The 19,188-nt window shown below is 45.0% G+C and carries 17 protein-coding genes; 9 read left to right on the forward strand and 8 right to left on the reverse strand.

Going from position 1 to position 19,188, the window contains the following annotated elements; genetic code table 11:
- The first annotated feature begins 30 nt into the window (after positions 1 to 30).
- The 7 genes from BMZ72_RS34795 to BMZ72_RS34825 all read left to right on the forward strand — a co-directional run bounded on the left by BMZ72_RS34795 (position 31) and on the right by BMZ72_RS34825 (position 8,780).
- The gene (locus tag BMZ72_RS34795; protein WP_089815923.1) at positions 31 to 3,360 is read left to right on the forward strand and encodes a VCBS repeat-containing protein; all 3,330 of its coding nucleotides are present in this window, start codon (positions 31 to 33) and stop codon (positions 3,358 to 3,360) included.
- 3 nt (positions 3,361 to 3,363) lie between these two features.
- Complete coding sequence (locus BMZ72_RS34800) at positions 3,364 to 4,689, forward strand: vanadium-dependent haloperoxidase (RefSeq protein ID WP_089815925.1); 1,326 nt, start codon at positions 3,364 to 3,366, stop codon at positions 4,687 to 4,689.
- Positions 4,690 to 4,803: 114 nt separating this feature from the next.
- Positions 4,804 to 5,655: a helix-turn-helix domain-containing protein gene (locus BMZ72_RS34805; RefSeq protein ID WP_255373372.1), complete on the forward strand. Its 852-nt coding sequence runs from the start codon at positions 4,804 to 4,806 to the stop codon at positions 5,653 to 5,655.
- A gap of 91 nt (positions 5,656 to 5,746) precedes the next feature.
- Positions 5,747 to 6,580 (forward strand): aldo/keto reductase, encoded by an 834-nt coding sequence (locus BMZ72_RS34810; protein ID WP_089815928.1) that lies wholly within the window; start codon positions 5,747 to 5,749, stop codon positions 6,578 to 6,580.
- Positions 6,581 to 6,729: 149 nt separating this feature from the next.
- The gene (locus BMZ72_RS34815; protein ID WP_177223032.1) at positions 6,730 to 7,311 is read left to right on the forward strand and encodes an HPP family protein; all 582 of its coding nucleotides are present in this window, start codon (positions 6,730 to 6,732) and stop codon (positions 7,309 to 7,311) included.
- A 74-nt stretch (positions 7,312 to 7,385) separates the two neighbouring features.
- Positions 7,386 to 7,943, forward strand: coding sequence for a hypothetical protein (locus BMZ72_RS34820; RefSeq protein WP_089815932.1), 558 nt, complete (start codon positions 7,386 to 7,388; stop codon positions 7,941 to 7,943).
- A gap of 75 nt (positions 7,944 to 8,018) precedes the next feature.
- Positions 8,019 to 8,780, forward strand: coding sequence for a hypothetical protein (locus BMZ72_RS34825; protein ID WP_089815934.1), 762 nt, complete (start codon positions 8,019 to 8,021; stop codon positions 8,778 to 8,780).
- A gap of 98 nt (positions 8,781 to 8,878) precedes the next feature.
- Here the strand turns inward: BMZ72_RS34825 and BMZ72_RS34830 are convergent, their stop codons facing one another.
- The 5 genes from BMZ72_RS34830 to BMZ72_RS34850 form a co-directional block, all read right to left on the reverse strand.
- A complete protein-coding gene (locus BMZ72_RS34830; RefSeq protein ID WP_089815936.1) occupies positions 8,879 to 9,304 on the reverse strand; it encodes an SRPBCC family protein in 426 nt (141 codons plus the stop codon).
- Between the two features lie 121 nt (positions 9,305 to 9,425).
- A complete protein-coding gene (locus BMZ72_RS34835; protein WP_089815938.1) occupies positions 9,426 to 10,508 on the reverse strand; it encodes a phosphatidylinositol-specific phospholipase C1-like protein in 1,083 nt (360 codons plus the stop codon).
- 269 nt (positions 10,509 to 10,777) lie between these two features.
- Entirely contained in the window at positions 10,778 to 13,132 is a 2,355-nt protein-coding gene (locus tag BMZ72_RS34840; protein WP_255373373.1) for a TonB-dependent receptor, read from the reverse strand.
- Between the two features lie 230 nt (positions 13,133 to 13,362).
- Entirely contained in the window at positions 13,363 to 14,181 is an 819-nt protein-coding gene (locus BMZ72_RS34845; protein ID WP_089815943.1) for a hypothetical protein, read from the reverse strand.
- A 96-nt stretch (positions 14,182 to 14,277) separates the two neighbouring features.
- A complete protein-coding gene (locus BMZ72_RS34850; protein ID WP_177223033.1) occupies positions 14,278 to 15,021 on the reverse strand; it encodes an SDR family oxidoreductase in 744 nt (247 codons plus the stop codon).
- 129 nt (positions 15,022 to 15,150) lie between these two features.
- On the opposite strand from BMZ72_RS34850, the gene BMZ72_RS34855 reads away from it, so the two are divergent.
- Positions 15,151 to 15,687 carry a pyridoxamine 5'-phosphate oxidase family protein gene (locus tag BMZ72_RS34855; protein ID WP_089815947.1) on the forward strand — a complete coding sequence of 179 codons (537 nt, stop codon included), beginning with the start codon at positions 15,151 to 15,153 and terminating at the stop codon, positions 15,685 to 15,687.
- A 77-nt stretch (positions 15,688 to 15,764) separates the two neighbouring features.
- On the opposite strand, the gene BMZ72_RS34860 is transcribed toward BMZ72_RS34855, so the two are convergent.
- The 3 genes from BMZ72_RS34860 to BMZ72_RS34870 all read right to left on the reverse strand — a co-directional run bounded on the left by BMZ72_RS34860 (position 15,765) and on the right by BMZ72_RS34870 (position 18,447).
- Positions 15,765 to 16,490 carry a hypothetical protein gene (locus tag BMZ72_RS34860; RefSeq protein ID WP_089815949.1) on the reverse strand — a complete coding sequence of 242 codons (726 nt, stop codon included), beginning with the start codon at positions 16,488 to 16,490 and terminating at the stop codon, positions 15,765 to 15,767.
- A gap of 338 nt (positions 16,491 to 16,828) precedes the next feature.
- The gene (locus BMZ72_RS34865) at positions 16,829 to 17,797 is read right to left on the reverse strand and encodes a quinone oxidoreductase family protein (RefSeq protein ID WP_255373374.1); all 969 of its coding nucleotides are present in this window, start codon (positions 17,795 to 17,797) and stop codon (positions 16,829 to 16,831) included.
- Between the two features lie 65 nt (positions 17,798 to 17,862).
- On the reverse strand, positions 17,863 to 18,447 hold the full coding sequence (locus tag BMZ72_RS34870) for a Crp/Fnr family transcriptional regulator (protein WP_089815951.1): 585 nt from the start codon (positions 18,445 to 18,447) through the stop codon (positions 17,863 to 17,865).
- Positions 18,448 to 18,555: 108 nt separating this feature from the next.
- Between BMZ72_RS34870 and BMZ72_RS34875 the strand changes: the two genes are divergently transcribed.
- Positions 18,556 to 19,173 (forward strand): hypothetical protein, encoded by a 618-nt coding sequence (locus BMZ72_RS34875; RefSeq protein WP_089815953.1) that lies wholly within the window; start codon positions 18,556 to 18,558, stop codon positions 19,171 to 19,173.
- Positions 19,174 to 19,188 lie beyond the last annotated feature (15 nt).

The raw sequence follows: 19,188 nt of genomic DNA on the forward strand, positions 1-19,188 counted from the left end.
ACATACCGCCCTCAGCAAAAAATTACCCGAATGATAAGCTATTCCACAGCAATACACCAATACAGTCCATGCTCCGCAGTCAAACCAGGTATTTTTCTTACACTGTTACTCACACTCATTGTCCCTGCTGTTATTGCCCAGCAACCGTTGTTTCAGCAGTTACCGGTTAAAACTACCAATATTAAATTTAGCAATGCACTGAATGAAACGGAGAAACTAAACGTACTGGCATATGAATACTTCTATAATGGGGCAGGTGTTGCTGTAGGCGATATCAATAATGATGGTTTACAGGACCTGTTCTTTACCGCCAATATGGGACCTAATAAGCTTTATCTGAATAAAGGCAATATGGTCTTTACAGACATTACCCGCAGTGCTGCCAAAGAACTGGAAGGCAGACCTGAAGGATGGAAAACAGGGGTGACCATGGCCGATGTGAATGGAGACGGATTACTGGATATATACGTTTGTTACTCTGGTAAGAAGAGCGACGAACTAAGGAGGAATCAGCTGTTCATTAACCTGGGTAACGCCAGATTCGCAGAAAAAGCAAAAGAATACGGTCTTGATGATCCAGGTTATAGTACGAATGCAGTGTTCTTTGACTATGATAATGATGGCGATCTTGACATGTTCCTGTTGAACCACAACGTGATCAAGATCGACAATATGGAGTTTGCCAGGTACAAAAATGAAACAGATCCCCTGGCAGGCAATAAACTATACCGAAACGATCATAACCACTTTATGGAAGTCAGCAAACAGGCGGGGATCATACAAAACCCACTGACTTTCGGATTGGGCGTAGCCATTGCTGATATTAACCAGGATGGCTGGCAGGACATTTATGTCACCAACGATTACAACGAACGCGATTACCTCTACATAAATAAACATGACGGCACGTTTGCAGAAGATGCTACCAATTGTTTTGGTCACCTGTCTCATTTTTCCATGGGGGTTGACATTGCTGATTTCAACAATGATGCACTGCCGGATGTCATGACCCTGGATATGTTGCCGGAAGATAACCAGCGGCAGAAGTTGTTACAGTTGCAGGAGAATTATGAGTCGTTTGAACTGATGATTTCCCAGGATCTGTATAAACAGTACATGCGCAATATGCTCCAGCTGAATAATGGTGACGGTACTTTCAGTGAAATCGGACAACTGGCTGGTGTATCCAATACTGACTGGAGCTGGTGTCCGTTGATAGCAGACCTGGACAATGACGGGTATAAGGATATTGTTGTCACCAATGGCTATCTCCGGGATTATACCAACAAGGATTTCCTGCGTTACTGGGGCGATTATAAAGTGAAGAAGGCCATCGACAGAGAACCAGTTTTGCTGATGGACCTGGTATCAGCTATGCCGTCTACCTCTTTGCAGAACTACGTTTTTCGCAATAACAGGGATCTCACCTTTTCCAATATGCAGCAGAAATGGGGATTTGATGCCGGTGGTATTTCCAGTGGCGCTGTATATGCTGATCTGGATAATGATGGTGATCTCGATCTTGTGATCAATAAGATCAACGAACCGGCAGCGGTGTATAAGAACATGAGCCGCGAACAGGGCAAATCCGCTGCTTACCTTTCCCTGCAATTAAAAGGGACAGGTATGAATACCGTTGCGGTAGGCGCCAAGGTATATGTGTATAGTAAGGGAAATACCCAATATCAGGAAGTCAATCCTAACCGGGGGTATCTTTCGGCGGTCTCTACCCGTTTGCTGTTTGGATTGGGGGATAACACACAGGTGGATTCTGTACGGATCGTCTGGCCGGATAATAAGGTACAACGGCTGACAAACGTAGCTGCCAATCAATTGCTGACAGTCGCTTATGCGCCGGATGCAGTTTTACCTGCACCACATAATACAACCCCCACCTGGTTCCGGAATGCGGACAGTCTCTTTACCTATAAGCATAGCGATATTTCTGAGAATGATTTCAAACGTCAGCTGCTGATGCTGTTCATGTATTCCAAAACAGGACCTGTGTTTGAAAAGGCGGATGTGAATAAAGACGGTCTGGAAGATCTGTACATCGCGGGAGATAATGAACAGGCAGCCGCCATTTATCTGCAAAAAACAGGTGGTGGTTTTACACCCGGTACCAAAATCGTATCAGGGACAGATGTGGCTTCCCAGGTAGCGGCAGCCGCCTTTTTTGATGCGAATGGAGACGGAGCTCCTGATCTCTATGTGGCAAAGGGCGGTTATAGCCTTTTTGAGCCCAATACGCCGGCTTTACAGGACGAGTTATACCTGAACAACGGAAAAGGCAATTTTATGCTTTCTAAAGGCGCATTACCGGATGTGAGCGCAAGCAGTAAGTCCTGTGTGCGCCCCTGTGATTTTGACAATGACGGAGATATCGATCTGTTTGTAGGAGGGAGAGTGATTCCCGGTAAATATCCGGTACCGCCGACGTCCTTTCTGCTGGTCAATAATGGCAAGGGGCAGTTTACCATTGCCAGTGTTCCTTTTGCCAACAGTGGCATGATCACGGATGCCCACTGGACCGATATCGATGGAGATGGCCGGAAGGACATTGTCCTGTGCGGAGAGTTTATGCCCCTGACTGTTTATCTTAATAAAACGAGTGGTTTTCAGGATGCTACGTCCCGGTACTTTGAGCAGCCGGAAGGAGGCTTATGGTTTGGTCTGACGCTGGCAGATGTAGATGGCGACGGACATGAGGATATCATTGCCGGGAATATGGGTGAAAACACACAGCTCCACGCGTCTGCAAAACAACCGGCGGAATTGTATTACGCGGATTTTGATAAGAATGGTTCTATTGATCCTTTCCTGAATTTCTACATTGAGGGTGTGAGTTATCCTTTTGTCAGCCGGGACGAGTTGAATGACCAGATTTACCCGATGCGACGTAAGTTCTCTTCTTACCGCAATTACTCCAATGCGACCATGAAGGATATCTTTTCTGCGGAAGAACTGGGTCAGGCTGGTAAGCTAACGGTGACTGATACAAAGACCCGCTGTTTGTTATACCGCAATGGTAAGTTTGTGGCGGCCCCTTTACCGGTGGAAGCACAGTTCTCTGTGGTATCTAAGATATTACCGGCAGATTATGACAAAGACGGTAAAATGGACCTGTTGCTATTGGGGAACCATAGCGACAATCGGCTTAAGCTGGGCAGTTTTGATGCCGGTTATGGTTGTCTGCTGAAAGGAGATGGAAAAGGTGGTTTTACCTATGTGCCACAAACGCAATCCGGTCTGTGTGTAAAAGGGGACGTGAAGTCTGCTGCTGTGATAAACATTGGCAGCAACCCCTATGTTATGATCGGTATCAACAATAAAGGAATAACCCTGTTTAAAGTGAACTAAGCTATGAAAAATTGGATGATCATACTGCTGATGCTGTGTCAGACAGGATATGCACAACAACATAAGAATACGTTTACCGAATATATACAGCCAGCTGTGTTTTCATTGTCAATGGTGATGATGCATGATGTAGTGAATCCACCTGCTGCCTGCCGTTTCTATAGTTATGCGATGATGTCGGCCTACAGCATTGTAGCAGCGCATAATAAACAGATCCCTGATGCAAAACGCTTTATCGCTTCCTATCCTGGCATTGCGGTACACGATAGCGGCAGGGTGTATGACTACCGCATTGCAGCAGTATACAGTATCCTGGAGACCGGCAAACTGATGCTGCCATCGGGGTTTATGCTGGAGAAGGATGAAGAGAAACTGGTGCTGTTGTTTAAAAAAGATAAAGTGCCGGACAGCATCATCCGTAATTCTATTGCGGTAGCGGTGGATGTGGCAAAACAGGCCGTGCAGTGGTCAAGGCCTGATGGATATACTAAGCTGAGCACGCGGGTGCGCTATACACCTGTAAAAGGGGAGGGTTATTGGTATCCTACACCACCTGCCTATATTGAAGCCGTGGAACCTCACTGGAAAACGCTCCGTCCGATGGTGATCGATTCCTGTAATCAGTTCCTCCCTTTGCCACCGGTACCTTTCAGCAAGGATACTACCAGTGCTTTTTATGCGCTGAATAAGGAGGTGCGTGATGCAGGTGTGAACCTGAATATGGAGCAGCGCGTGATCGCATCTTTCTGGGATTGTAATCCGTTTGCCGTGAGTACCTACGGACATATGGCCATTGGTTTTAAGAAGATCACCCCGGGTGGTCACTGGATGAACATTACCGGTATAGCTGCCCGGAAAGCACAGCTGGATTTTGATAAGACGGTATTGGTACATGCGGTGGCAGCGGTGACGATGATGGACGCTTTTATCAGTTGCTGGGATTCCAAATATACCAGCAACCGTATCAGACCGGAAACCTATATCAACAAGTATATGGACGTGCGCTGGAAACCGCTGTTACAAACCCCGCCTTTCCCTGAATATACCAGCGGACATAGTGTCGTTTCCTCTGCGGTCGCAACGGTGCTGACCTACATGATGGGGGACAATTTTGAATATGAAGACAATACGGAGGAGATGTTTGAAATAGCCACCCGCAAATTCAGTTCCTTCCAGGCTGCCTGTAATGAAGCTGCTATTTCCCGTTTATATGGAGGGATTCATTTCCGTGATGCCATAGAGAACGGTGTTGACCAGGGGCATAAGGTAGGGGAGAAGGTGGTGGAAAAGATCAGAAATGCCGGTATTGTGCCTGTATATGGCAGGTAGACCTTATTGGGAGGTAGTGAGTGCTATTCCCGGTGTCTTGATTGAATTTTGTAACTTTGCAGGATGGAAAGCGTAGAAAGTATCGAAACCTTTTATCGTTCCAAACTGAATTGGATGCCTGACAATCTAAAGAAAGAGCTGGGGCATTTCAATGTATTCAAACTGGAAGACTTTGCGGGCAGAAAGTGTTCTGGCCACAACCGGAAAGAATATTATAAGATCAGTCTGATCAGGGGGCGCAACAGGTACGAGTATGCAGATAAAGTGATTGAGACTGAGAAGAATGCACTTATCTTTTCGAATCCGCAGGTGCCTTATCATTATGATGTACCAGACGAGGAGCATGATGGGTACTTCTGCATTTTTACGGAAGCCTTTTTCCAGCAATTCGGCGCCAGCCGGCTCCATGAATATCCGGTGATGAAACCGGGCGGTCAGCCGATCTATGTATTGTCTGACGAACAGTTTGAAAAGATCCGGGGCATTTTTGAGAAGATGCTGAGAGAGATCGCTTCTGATTTTGCTTATAAATATGATGTATTAAGAACATGTGTCTTCGAACTGATGCATGAAGCCATTCGTTTACAGCCTGCAGCTACATTATATACCAATACCAACGCGGCTACGCGTATTTCTTCTCTTTTTATGGAATTGCTGGAAAGGCAGTTTCCCGTGGAATCTCCCGTACAACAGATGCGGTTGCGCTCAGCAACCGATTTTGCTAATCAGTTATCCGTCCATGTCAATCATTTGAACAAAGCATTGAAGGAGACGACCGGCCGGACCACCTCACAGCTGATCGGTGAACGTATTCTCCAGGAAGCCCGCTCCCTGCTGAAGCATACCGACTGGAACATATCGGAAGTAGGCTGGAGTCTCGGCTTTGAGGAGTTGCCGCACTTTATCAATTTCTTCAAAAAGAACACGAAGATCAGCCCCTCTGTTTTCCGGAAATCGATTGATTGATTTTTACAGCTTTTAGTTTGTTTAATGTAGCAATTTACGTGAGGATACGTGCTAAGTTTGCAGTACCATTCAATACGTAAAAGTTATAACGATGAACATAACAGATATAAATGGCGCCGTCACACTGGCTAATGGCGTGCATATGCCTTACCTGGGACTCGGTGTGTATAAAACAAAGAACGGACAGGAAGTGTACGATGCAGTAACCTATGCACTGGACGCAGGTTACAGACATATCGATACGGCCGCTGCCTATTATAACGAGGAAGGCGTTGGGGCAGCTATTGCCAATCATCCGGTAGACAGAAAAGACATCTTCATTACTACGAAGGTCTGGAATTCAGATCAGGGATACGACACTACCATCAGGGCTTTTCATGATTCGCTACGCCGGCTGGGTACAGATTATCTTGACCTTTATCTGCAACACTGGCCTGTAAAAGGGAAGTATAAGGAGACCTGGAGAGCCATGGAAACTTTATACCAGGAGGGGAAGGTCAGGGCGATAGGGGTATCCAATTTTCTTCCCTTCCAGCTGGAAGATCTGATGGAAAGCGCCCATGTTACACCAATGGTGGATCAGGTGGAGTTTCATCCATTCCTGCAACAGCCGGACCTGGTTGCCTTTGCAAAGGCGAATCATATACAGTTTGAATCCTGGTTTCCGCTGATGCATGGTCGTGCATTTGGTGTTGAAATATTCACAAGGATGGCTGCAAAGCATCAGATTACGGTAGCGCAGTTGCTGTTGCGCTGGAATCTGCAAAGAGGGATTGTGATCATTCCCAAAAGCGTTCGTCAGGCAAGGATCATTGAAAATGCGCAGTTGTTTGACTTTGTGTTGCCGCAGGAGGATATGGAAATCCTCAACAGTCTGGACGAAGGGGCCCGTATGGGACCTGACCCTGCAAATTTTAATTTCTAGCAACATACATCCGTGAGCGGATTGTAACGAATCAGAATCTATGTGATACACCCGGAGTCTTCCGGGTGTTTTTCATGTAGGTAGTTCATAGTGGCTCAAACTTTTTTTGGCGTAACTTTGCGGCTCATAAAACGGGAACTTCAGGGAAAATGAGAAAAAAAGTAAAGCGCCACATGCGCAGGGTACGTTATGTCCTGTACAAGGAGACATTACTGGACTTCAGGGAACATTTATGGACTTTTCTGGGTGCATTTACCGGAATCGGGCTTATTGGTTTTCTGCAGAGCAAATTCCTTGACTCCGCTGACAATATCTTCCTCATTGGCTCCTTTGGGGCTTCTTCCGTCCTTATTTACGGTATTATTAACAGTCCGCTGGCACAACCCAGGAACCTGGTAGGAGGTCATGTTATTTGCGCACTGGTCGGTGTGACCATCCACAAACTGGTGCCCAATGAATTATGGCTGGCCGCGGCACTTTCCGTAGCGCTTTCCATTGTACTGATGCAGATCACCAAAACCTTACATCCTCCTGGGGGAGCGACGGCGCTGATCGCCAATATTGGTACGCAGCGTATCAAAGACCTGGGGTATCTCTATGTACTGAGCCCTGTTTTGTCAGGTGTACTGATCCTCCTGCTGGTGGCCCTGCTCTTCAATAATATGACAGCTCACAGGAAGTATCCTCACCGTCCGATCTGGCATATCAGGAGAAGAAGGCATGCACATTGATCCTTCGGACGTTCATGGATCTTTTTAGGCATGTATATCAATATATTTTAATTTTATAGTCTCATATTGTATCCATGCCTAAGAAAATAACCACGTTATACCTGCTAATCGGAAGTCTTGCCTGTCTTTATGCCTGCGCGGATAAAAAGTCTGACCGCAAGACGACATCAGATCCATCTCACCTGAATGGCGACAAAACATATGTGAATGCTGCTGACGGGAAAGCATATGAAGCCGACTGGAAAACATACAGCCCTGAACAGGGAGTGAAGAAGTCTGCCGGTCCGAATAGCCTGAAGCAGGTAATATTGCTCACCGCACAGGCCAAAGTACAGCAACGTATTGAGCTGGATACATTGGCGGGGTATATCCGGAAGAGTGAAAACCTGGTATTGGACCAGCTGACGGGTAGTAAGGATACAGGAGAAGTGCTGATACAGTTTACCTTATTACCGCAGAAACGGCCGGATATTCAGCTTTCCTACAAAGGGAAACTGGATGAAAATATGCTAAACCAGATCAGACTGAAAGTAAATGAGTCTTCCAGCTGGTTCAGGACGATAAAAGACAGCTGTGTTTACCAGATGCACTTCCTTGTAAATGAACAAAATGAATACGGTCGGAAAAAATGATCTGAAATGACCGGCCCCTGAATATAAATAGCCGTTAATTTTAGCCTCCTTAGTAAATAACCATTTAGATTTCCAATGATAAACACCACCTCCCGTCACCAGTTATTGCTTTTAACACTGCTGATCTGTCTGGGCTTCGTAGCCTGTTCAAAAGACGAAGAACCAGCGCCAGCCCTCACCAACGATCAGTTATACGCGAACTCCATCCTGGATGCAATGCACGCAGAAGCATCTGAAGCAGTTGATTCATTATGGCCTATTACTGCCGGTAACACAAAGTTGCAGTGGAAAACTATCAATGGACAGTCCTATGTACTGATGGCTTCCTTCATGCGTTTCCCTGCCAGCTATCCGGAAGGAGATTCTATCACCAATACCTGGGGCGAATCCTGGCTGTTCATTCCTTCGCAGATGAAAAGCAGGATCGGACAAAGCTTTAATGCTTCTTCAGATACTGTTATGCGTATCTGTCAGCTGCTGGGTCTACCGCCCAAAAACAGCCGCAGTAATACACATATTGCGGAGATATGGGTACCTGCCTCCCGTCTGAACCGTCCCGCAGGTAATCCTTCTATCTCGACCACAACCGCTACTGCGGACCTGATCGAGTCAGTAACGCCGGAATATGAAAGCTGGTTTAATAACTATATCATATACGCTTACTACCATACGTTAACTTCTGCAACAGATTTCCATTATCCATGGACCAGGATGGGGTATACCTATGATTGGGCGCCGGGATCAAAAAAGGTAGGATTGAGTGAGTATGTCCTTCAGGCGTCTTCCGGTTGCTGGGTAGAAAAGGTGAGAACTGCTTCGGAATATTTCAAGAATTAGCGATTCATTAATCGATCATAGCAAAATAAAAAGCCTTTTAAGATAGCTATCTTAAAAGGCTTTTTCAGTTTTTGTCAGTCTGCAGAGAACGTATTCCCTTAGTGACTTTCAGTATATTTTTTAAAATTGTTCAGGATCGTTTGCCATCCTTCACGCTGCATTTCCACCGGATTTTCATCTTCTGCCTCAAATGTCTCCACCACTTTCGTCGCATCATCAATAGTCGTGAAAAGTACGCTTACTTTTCTGCCATCTCCCATGGTGTATTCTATCAGTTTATGTTCTTTCACATCTGTATACTCACCGCCGAATTCAAAACTGAAGCTGCCGTCTTTGGCTGCCATAGTGGTACTGAATTTACCGCCGGTACGCAGATCGTTTTCTGATTTTGGGGCGTGCCAGTCGTCAGAAGCGAATGCCCATTGTGTGATATGCCCGGGCTGGTTCCAGTAATCCCAGACTTTAGCTACCGGCGCCTGAACAGTACTTTCGATGGTGATGGCAGTCCTTGTTTTCGTTGTCATATCAGTGAGTTTTTAATGTGATTGTTCGTTGTTGATAACGATACAAACTTACGCTGAGAACCTTGTTCGAAAGAGGGGTGAAAAAGACAAAGAAGAGGCGTTTTACGACCCCGGCTATTGTTTATTTACTACCACCCACTGCTACATCATTCAGTACCGGATTGAGTCGTACGTACTTTTTGCCATCAAAACTGATCTCATAATCGGAAACGAAGTGCGTACTCTTCTTATAATAGTCGGTTGTAATGATCTGTGCACCGGAATTGCAGGCTGCTACGAAATTTGATTTATCGTTCAGACGGGCTTCCCTGGTATCCGCATCCGCTCTTGTACGGATGATATAACCTTTTGCTACCAGGTCCTTGATTTCCGCATTCGTAGGGGTATTTCTGAATAGCATAGCTGCTTCAGGGTGCCCCGGATCTACGTTGGCAAACATCACCCTGCCTTTCAGTGAAGGGTGACCAGCAATATACATATCTCTTTTTGCATCATTGGCATCCAGCAGGAAGGCGAATTTACCTTTGGCATCTTTCAGGGTAGGCCAGTTGTCATGTAATACAGCGTCTTCCAGGGTCTTATATTTACCTCTTACCAGGTCCGGTGTAATGATGTGCTCTTTACCCAGTCCTGCGATCAAAGCCTTATCCAGTTCTTCATACGTTTTTGGCGTGAAAGGCTCCGGAACGGTCATTTCCGCATTTTTAGGAGTACCATCCTTTGGTTCGAGGGTAATGAAGATCGGGTAATGGTCAGGGTGTTTATCTGACCAGTTTTTCAGTTCGGCGAGGAGATTCTTTAATGTAAGGTAGTCATTACGGAAGTCCAGGTCTGGTACATGCAGTACTTTAAAACCAGGTTCGTTCATTACGCCTTTTTCATCAAACGGCGCCTGTCCCGGCACCCATTGCAGTCCTTTTGGATGTGCAAAACGTCCGCCTTTTTCATCCGGATAAACATCAACTTCCAGGTTTAACAAGCCCATATCCAGCTGCTCTGCAATGGAAATGTGTTCATAATCCAGTTTACTGGCTGACACAGAATCCTTCTGCTGGAACATCTTAAATAAGGCAGGATCAATAGCTCTTTTATAGCTATTGTGAGAACCAATCACCTGTATCCTGTTCATTTTCAGGTTATCAGGTATTTCGTCGTGCATCATACAGATGCCAAGTGCTAAAGCGATTACTCCCAGAATCTTCATATTGAGTCGTTTATACAGGCAGACAAAATTGCCCGGAATGTTAATGTGCTTTGATATTAGTCTGACTATAGTTATCCTCCGTTAGTGCTGCCTTAAAAAGGGAGCATTAACGGCGTACCAATATAGTATAACTATAGTCTGCAAATGTATTTACCAGGAGATAAGGAGCAAAGTACTTTACAATAGTATAACATTGTACTGAAATAAAAAGGCCTGTTCACTTTTACAGCGAACAGGCCTTTTTATATTATTTAATAACTAATATCTGATTAGAAACGGTAACCGATCGTCAGACGGAAGTTACGACGTGCTTCCACGATATAGCTGTAGTAACCTGCAGAGAAAGAGGCTGCTGTCAGCAGTTTACGGTTATCTGCCACGTTGTTTACCAGCGCAGAGATAGAGTATTTACCTTTTAAGTAACTCAGACCAGCATCACCACGGAAGTAGTTAGGCATATTGTATACTTTGGTAGTACCGTATGCGCGATCTGCCAGCCACTGAATGCCACCCATTACACCGAAACCTTCCAGTGCACCTGTACGTAAGCGGTAAGTTAACCATGCGTTGGTAACGTGCGCTGCAGTGTTAGGCGTGATGTTACCTACTGTTGTAGTAGCTTCAGTTTTGTTAGGTGCATCTTTGGTCACTTTAGATTTAGTGTAAGCGTAATTTACGTTAACGTTCAGACCCGGTACGATCTCACCGTTGATATCAGCTTCAATACCTTTGGTAACGGTTTCACCCAGTGTTTCAGATACGTCTGCACCACGGCTGTCTTTGATACCCAGCGCTACTTTAGCGTTCTGACGGGCAATACGGTAAGCAGTTACAGAGGTCATCCAGCGACCCTGGAACCATTCTTTCTTGATACCTGCTTCCAGGTCATTACCTTTTACAGGTTCGAATGCTTTCAGGTTAGAATCAAGTCCTGTTTGAGGAACGAAAGACTGATCATATAAAGCGTATACAGTTGTAGATTTATTCACAGAGTAGCTAAGACCAACTCTTGGTGAAACGACATTGTTCAGGAGGCTTGCAGTTTTAGTCTGACCTACCGTTTCCGCACGGGTGAAGCGAATACCCAGGGACAGACGCAGGTTGTTGTTGAAGAATGCCAGCTCATCCTGAGCATATATAGAAGTGTAGTTTACAGAAGAGAGGTAAGCACTTGCACCTGCTCTTGTTCTTACACTTTTAGAACGGTCGATAGTAGGGATTGAGTCAAATGGAATACCGTAAACAGGGTTGTACACATTGAACTTCTGACCACCTTTCAGGCCCAGGCTCTGATCCAGTGTACGGAAGTCGCCCCAGAATTTCTTGTTACCCATATCGATACCAGCCAGAATTCGGTGACGGATCTTACCGGTGTATTCTTCGCCAGACAATGATAACTGTCCGAATCTGTTTTCACCTGCTTCATCACCGATGCTGAAATAACGATCCATATCACCGCTTTGAGTTACGCTGTTAGCCCATACGCTGTTAGCCACCATGCTGAAGTTGAAATAAGCAACCTGCGCATGCGCCTGCCACCTGTCATTCAGTTTGTGATCCAGGTATACATAAGCGCTATGGTCTCTCAGACGGCCCGGTTCCAGGGAAGGATCACCATAGAAGAAGTCGTTGTTGATACCTTCATCCAGCAGTTTCTTTGCAGAGAACTGGTAGTTACCGTTACCCAGGTATTTGGAACCCTGGAAAGTATATTCCAGTGTGATGGATGTTCTGTCGTCTACCAGGTATTTCAATACCGGAGCGATCATATAACGGTTGCTATAGTTGTATTTGGTATAGAAATCTTTCTGCTGAGCGGAAGTGTTCAGTCTGTACAGCAGTTTACCGTCTTTGCTCAGTTTACCGTCAAAGTCCAGTGCTGCACGGTAAGTGCTGAAGCTACCCATGCTCAGGTTAACAGAACCCTGTGTTACACCGGTAGGTTTTTTGGTCACCACGTTGTAGAAGCCACCTGGTTCACCAGCTGCGAGCATAAAGCCGGCAGGGCCTTTTACGAATTCAATACGATCGATCATACCTGCATCTTCAGCGGTAGGACCCCAGCTTGCTTCGATGTTCATACCGTTACGGAAGGCAGGGATCTTGGAGCCTCTCATACGGATCTGCGCATATTGGTTATCCCAGTGACCAACGCGGGTAGCGCCACTCACGTTACGGGTAACACCGTCTACGATATCGAAAGCCTGCTGATCAGCGATCAGGGAGGAGGAGATTACCTGGATATTCTGAGGAATTTCCATGATAGGCGTTTTCAGACGCAGTGAACCGGAAACATCTTCTGTTTTGTATTTGTTCCTGTTACTGTTGATGATCACTTCCTGCAGCTGCTGGTTAGTAGCTTCCAGCTGAATGTCTACATGCACGATCTGGTCCTGAACCACATCTATTTCTTTGGTAACGCTCTTGTAACCCATTAACATCACCTGGATGGTATAGTGACCTGGCTGCATTCTTTTGAAAATGAATTCACCTTTTTCATTGGTCACTGTTCCCTTATTTCTTTCTTTGATCTGTACTGCTACATAAGGAACGGCAACACCATCACCTGTAATTACTTTACCCTTGATAGCGGAAAGGGGTTCATCGATTGAAAAGGCTGGCATAGCCACAAACATTGCACATAGGAGACATAACAGCCCCAGAAGTCGGTTAAATTTAGTATGCATATAAGCTGATTAGCTGATTAATATTGTAAACGCGCCGCAAAATTAAGTGGATTGCGGAGGGGGCTGTTTATCAAATTGGGAAAATGGTTTACGCAATGCGGAAAAAATGCAGTGCTATTAATAAGGTATCTGCAATAAAGTATAAGGATTCTGGTAAAATAGTATAATTATGAACGCTTCCAATCGAGATCATGTACGTCAAACTCCAGTACAAAGCGGCCGGTATTGGCAACATCTACTTCTATAAGCATTGTTTTCGCCTTTTTCAGTTTAGCGAGAAATCCTTTGGTGCTGGCAAGATAAAGGACACGCCCGCTCTGTGCTTTATCACCCAATGTAGGGTAGTAGGCATCCTTGTCTTTGTCAAAACGGATATGAAGGCCCTGTCCGCCATTAAAATAGCTGGGATTGAATGCACCGTCTGCCATATCAATATATGCATCTGTCTCTTTTCCTGGTTTTTTTACCAATGTGAAGGTAAGATAGGCGGATGCGTAGTTTGTTGATGAGGTGGTAGTTGTACGTTTTTTAGGTGTGCTTGTATAGGAAGAGGACCGGTTTCCCCAGAAACTGTTCGTGTTTCTTTTGGCGTTGTTGTAACCATTTCTGTAACCATCGTCATAAGCCCTGCCGGATCTGTTGTCACCACCGGTTTCAGTGACCGAGACTTTCATTATTTCTCTGTTCGTTCTAACGCTGATATTTTCCTTCGGACTTACGGTCGCATAATAGACAGTATCCGAGGTCATCGGATCTTCATCTGCCCGGTAATACCAGTTCTTTGGATGTTTTTTTTCCTCTTCTGCCGCAGCCCATGTTGCGGCCTGTATACTATCACGTTTTATTTTTATTGAATCAGCCTTTGAAATGGTTGGGGGTGGCGCATTTTTGATGGCTTTACGGACAATCAGTGTAAGGCCAATGATGATGGGAAGTCCGATAAAAACGAAGACAGCAATTGAGGCTTGCTTAAAAAACTTGGTCATAGTAAACAGGGAATATTTTGCGGAAGCAAGATACCAAAAAAGCCGGATTGCTTACAAAGAAGCAGTCCGGCTGCAATTGCCCTGTCCGAATAGCTGTCAATTGATCCTGTTCAGTGTTTTAAATGCCTGTTCTGCCTGGCTGAAAAAGTGCTGATGCAGTGCACCAGTTGTGCCTACATGAATTTCATACAGGTCGTTTTCAATACCGTCCAGTGTAGCCGTGGCTACTTCCTCGGGCGTGATCTTTTCTTTGGTAGGGATATCCCGGGTAAACTCAGTATCTACCAGGGAAGGCATTACTTCGAATACTTTGATATTGGTTGCCTGGGCAAGGCTATGACGTAATGATTGTGAATAGGAATGTAAGGCCGCTTTACTGGCAGAGTAGGTGGGTAAGGTAAAGGCAGGGACAAAACCGGTAATGGATGACATGTTGATAATACCTGCTTCTGGCTGTGCTTTCAGCAGGGGAAGGAACTTTGCGGTGATGTTGACAGCAGCCAGATAGTTGGTCGTCATCTCCCGGGATGCGTTAAGAAACGTTTCTGTGTCATCGTGTAACTGATGCAGATAAGATAAACCTGCATTATTCATCAGGAAATCGAGTTTGCCATATTGCTCTGTTATATATTGTAGCAATGCCTGTACATCCTGTTCGCTGGTCACATCACAGCTGAAATAACCGGCTGCCCCTATCTGTGCAGCTGCTTTCTCCAGCTTCTCTTTGCTTCTGCCGGTAATGATGACCTGATTGCCTTTCTGTACAAATAATCGGGCTGTTTCCATACCAATACCGGAACCACCGCCGGTAATCAGTACCACTTTTCCTGTTGTTTGCATGATTGTAGAATTTAGGACGAAATTCCAGCTAATGAGTCTGTTGTGCAATGTATATATCGGACTAAGATATGTACGGATCGCACATTTTCCATTGGCATGATTTTCAGACCTTACTTTATAAAAAACGTTATGGATAGTATTAACCGCCAGCAGCCTGAACAAAATCATCTTGATCTTCAGGGTACAGATGCTGCCAAGAAATTAAAAGAGCTGATAGATAAGTCTGCCACCTGCTTTTTCTGTACAGAGATCAGTACCGGAAAGCCATTTGATACGCGGCCTATGGCTGTGCAACAGGTGGACGAGAATGGTAATTGCTGGTTCCTGAGTGCTACAGATAGTCATAAGAATGCGCATATTCTTGCAGACCCTGCTGTGCAGCTGTTATTCAAGGGAAGTGAGCATTCTGATTTTATGACCATTTATGGTAATGCTTCGATCAGTCAGGATAAGGCAAAGATTGCAGAATTGTGGAGTCCCTTGTTTAAAACCTGGTTTACGGAGGGGGAGGATGATCCACGGATATCTGTTATCAAAGTGACGCCTGTAGAGGGATATTACTGGGATACCAAACATGGACAGATAGTGGCGTTTGCGAAACAGTTAATGGGGGCGGTCACCGGACAAACGCTGGACGATTCTATAGAAGGCAAGCTTAAGCTTTAACATGATAAGTGCATGAGGAAAATATTAATATCAGGTGGATATATTTAATGTCCACCTGATATTATATAGTACAATGTTTAGAAGGTATACTCAACAGGATCAGTAGCGATGGCCTGTTGATGACAATTGATACGGAGTTTCACCGGCTTCTCTATGCAGGGGCCAATGCAGATTGTATCTATATTATAATCCCGTTTGATATAAAAAAGTGGATACCCCATCGTTTTATCCGTCCGTGCGATCTCGCCGTTACTGGCATTATACAGCACGAATGAATTCAGGGATCTTCCATACAGCTTTTCAGGTTTCATGTCATCCAGGAGCTCATCTTCTTCAAATGTCTCGCTGGCACTGGCTTTGGCCAGTAATTTATTGTCCAGTACGACCTGTACATAATAACCTTTTCTTAATTCAAACGCCCGTTTACGCATACTTTCCGGCAAAGCATCATAAGTGTACACAACGCTGCTTTTGATGAGATCTTTTGTGTAAACCTTCCCTGTTGTTGCGAATACTTCTTTAGCGATCTGCTCATCTGTTTTGCGATATTTCGCCCTGAAAGCAGCTTCGTCAGCGATCGTTTGTGCTGTTCTGGGCGTTCCCGGATATCGTGTATTGGCTACTAATAATCCGGAGGAAAAGAGCAATGCATAGATCAGTGAAGACCTGAGTCTGGTTTTACTTCCTCTTAACCAGAAAAGCGAATACTTCGGAGCGATCAATCCAAGTACAAAGAGTAACAGACAGCTGCTGATGACAAAAAATAATAATAGTTCCAGGATAAACTGAGTAGTTGAGGCCATAAGGTATATTGAGGTTTGGTTGATGACAGGGCGTACTGTAAGTATATACGAACAGAATGGTAATAAAGCCTTAGTCCCGGAAGATATTTCTCAGAATTATTTTCCTGGCCTGAAGGCCCGGCATCCTGCGACCTGAAAGGCCGGCCGGACAGGATACCAGGGGGGCAGATTCAGGCTTCTTTGTCTTTGGCAGCCGAAGGATCCGTTTGCCTGAGCAGTTTTCGCATGATATGTTTCAGCCGGTTTGATTTTCGTAGTTTCAAAACAATAAAAGACCAGGCGGCAACGAATAGTGCAGCTATCATAACAGATATTGTATGTGATTGTAAACGGAGGAATCAGATGGTTACGACAACGCGTTTGCTGTTGGTTAACTCCATATCCCAGAGTGAGGCGACATCTTTCAGGGGAACGGTTGTACTGGATATGCTTAGTTTGCCTGTGGCGGCCAGCTGGAACATTTCAGGGAGTATTTCGCTGAAAAGCTGTGCCACCTGTGCACGGGACCATGCGCCAAGTCCGGAGCCGGTTAACTGCAAATCTACACTTCTGAGGTTGGCCGCTGATAATTGTATCACATCGCCAGCCATACTACCTATAGATACATACCTGATACGATTGGTAAATGAGCCATCACCTTTAAAACAGGAAAGGATCATTTCCGCACTATGGCCCCACAGATAATCAACAACAATGTCAATGGGGGTGTCTGTATGGATGGATCTGATCTGATTTTTAAAGTCTTCGTCTTCCTGCAACAGCGAGATACTAATATCAGCACCAAGTGTTAATAGGTCCTGCAGTGATTCTTTATTTCGTCCTGTAACGATGACTTTTCCGGCGCCATAATGTTTTGCGATCTGTACGGCTGTACGTCCGGTGAATCCGGTGGCACCATTGATCAGGACTACATCTCCGGGTTGTATATCTGCTTTGAATTTTAGTCCCATGGCTGAACCAAATACGGCATTCGGCAGCGCGGCAGCGGTTGCATCATCCAGTTCGGCTGGTAATGGTACAAACCTGTTTTTATCTATCGTTGCTTTTTCTGCCATCATACCTTCACCGATGCCATATACTCTTGTTCCGTCGGGCAACAGACAAACGCCGTCTCCGCCAATTAAACGGCCATTGGTCTGTGGTGTTTCTGCTGAATAATGTGTACCAGATGCTCTGCGTTTATCAAAATGTTTAATGGCGACTGCTTTTACGGTTACGAGTATTTCATGCTCCTGTGCAACCGGTTCGGGAAAGTCCACATATTTAGGAAGTGCTTCCTGTGGATACATTACTGCTGCTTTCATCATTTTGTTTGTTTTACACAAAATTAGTGTGGAAGCGAGGGTCGGGACGATAACATATGTTATCAACTTCAGAAACGGGTTTTCCCTTTTGCCAGTTTACTTTTAATACGGCTAAGGTGTACCGTGCTGACACCGAGATAGGAGGCGATATAATGCTGTGGTACCCGTTGTACGATATGCGGTCGTTCCTGCAGGAGATGTTGATAACGTTCTTCCGGTGTATCGCGGATAAAGGACACAAATTCGTTGATATAGTGCGTCTGCCGTTGTGCGGACATGTATAATATCATCTGTGTGAAGTCGGCCTCGTTGCTGAGTTCTGCGATCAGTTGCGCCACATACTGTTTGGGTAATAAGTAAATAACAGAGGGTTCGATGGTTTCGATGGTGAACTGACTGGGGAGGTTATTCACAAAGCTTTCCAGCGAACTTAAACCTTCTTCTTCGAAGAAGAATTGTACGGTCTTGTCTTCTCCGTTTTTGTTGAAATAACTTCTGACACAGCCTTTTTCTATATAGATGTAGTTTTGTGATATTTTGCCTTCATCCAGTAAGATGGTTTTAGCCGGAACATCCAGCCGCTGCTGAAATTCCAGATATTTATCCCAGTAGACATTAAGGCGGGGAAACTTATTTCTGAAATGGAAAAACATACTTATCAGGTAATGGCTTTTGCGAAGATAGGGGAATAAATCTCCGAAAGATTGTGGATAACTGCAATAAACCTTAAATTCGATGATCAAATCCCTAATCTTTTACACATGAACAGAAAGTATTGGCTGATCTATGGCGTCATCATTTCGCTGGCCCTGTTGATAATAGCCACAATTGTTTACCCCGGCGGTTCTTATGCAAGTGCCACTACTACCGGTTTTGACTGGGGAAATAACTACTTATGTAATTTGTTTAGTCCGAAGGCCATCAACGGTGCAGATAATACGTCCCGTATCTGGGCGATCAGCGGCTGGTGTTTGCTGTGTGCCTGTTATGTGGCTTTTTTCATTGATTTTTCGAAAAGGATACCGGCAAAAGGTGCTGCCAGTATTATCAGATATACAGGTATCGGAGCGATGGTATTTGCATTTCTGGCGGTAACACCTTATCATGATATCATGGTGACCATTGCAGATACACTGGGATTGCTTTGTGCATTCTATATTATGGTGTTTAGCTTCAAAGCCAAACTGCATCTGCTGGGTATCATCTCTGTGATCACCCTGCTGCTTTCTTATCTGATGACGTACATTTATTACAGCCAGCAATTTATGGAGATCTTACCTGTAGTGCAGAAAATAGGTATTGTGGTGGAGGTTATCTGGATATTATCACTGCATTATGGGTCAAGCGCTGAGGATTTTCAGGTAAAGGAAGCAGCTTAGGATGGCAGGTGTAAA

The sequence above is a fragment of the Chitinophaga sp. YR627 genome (assembly GCF_900114995.1).
In the GTDB taxonomy this organism is placed as follows: domain Bacteria; phylum Bacteroidota; class Bacteroidia; order Chitinophagales; family Chitinophagaceae; genus Chitinophaga.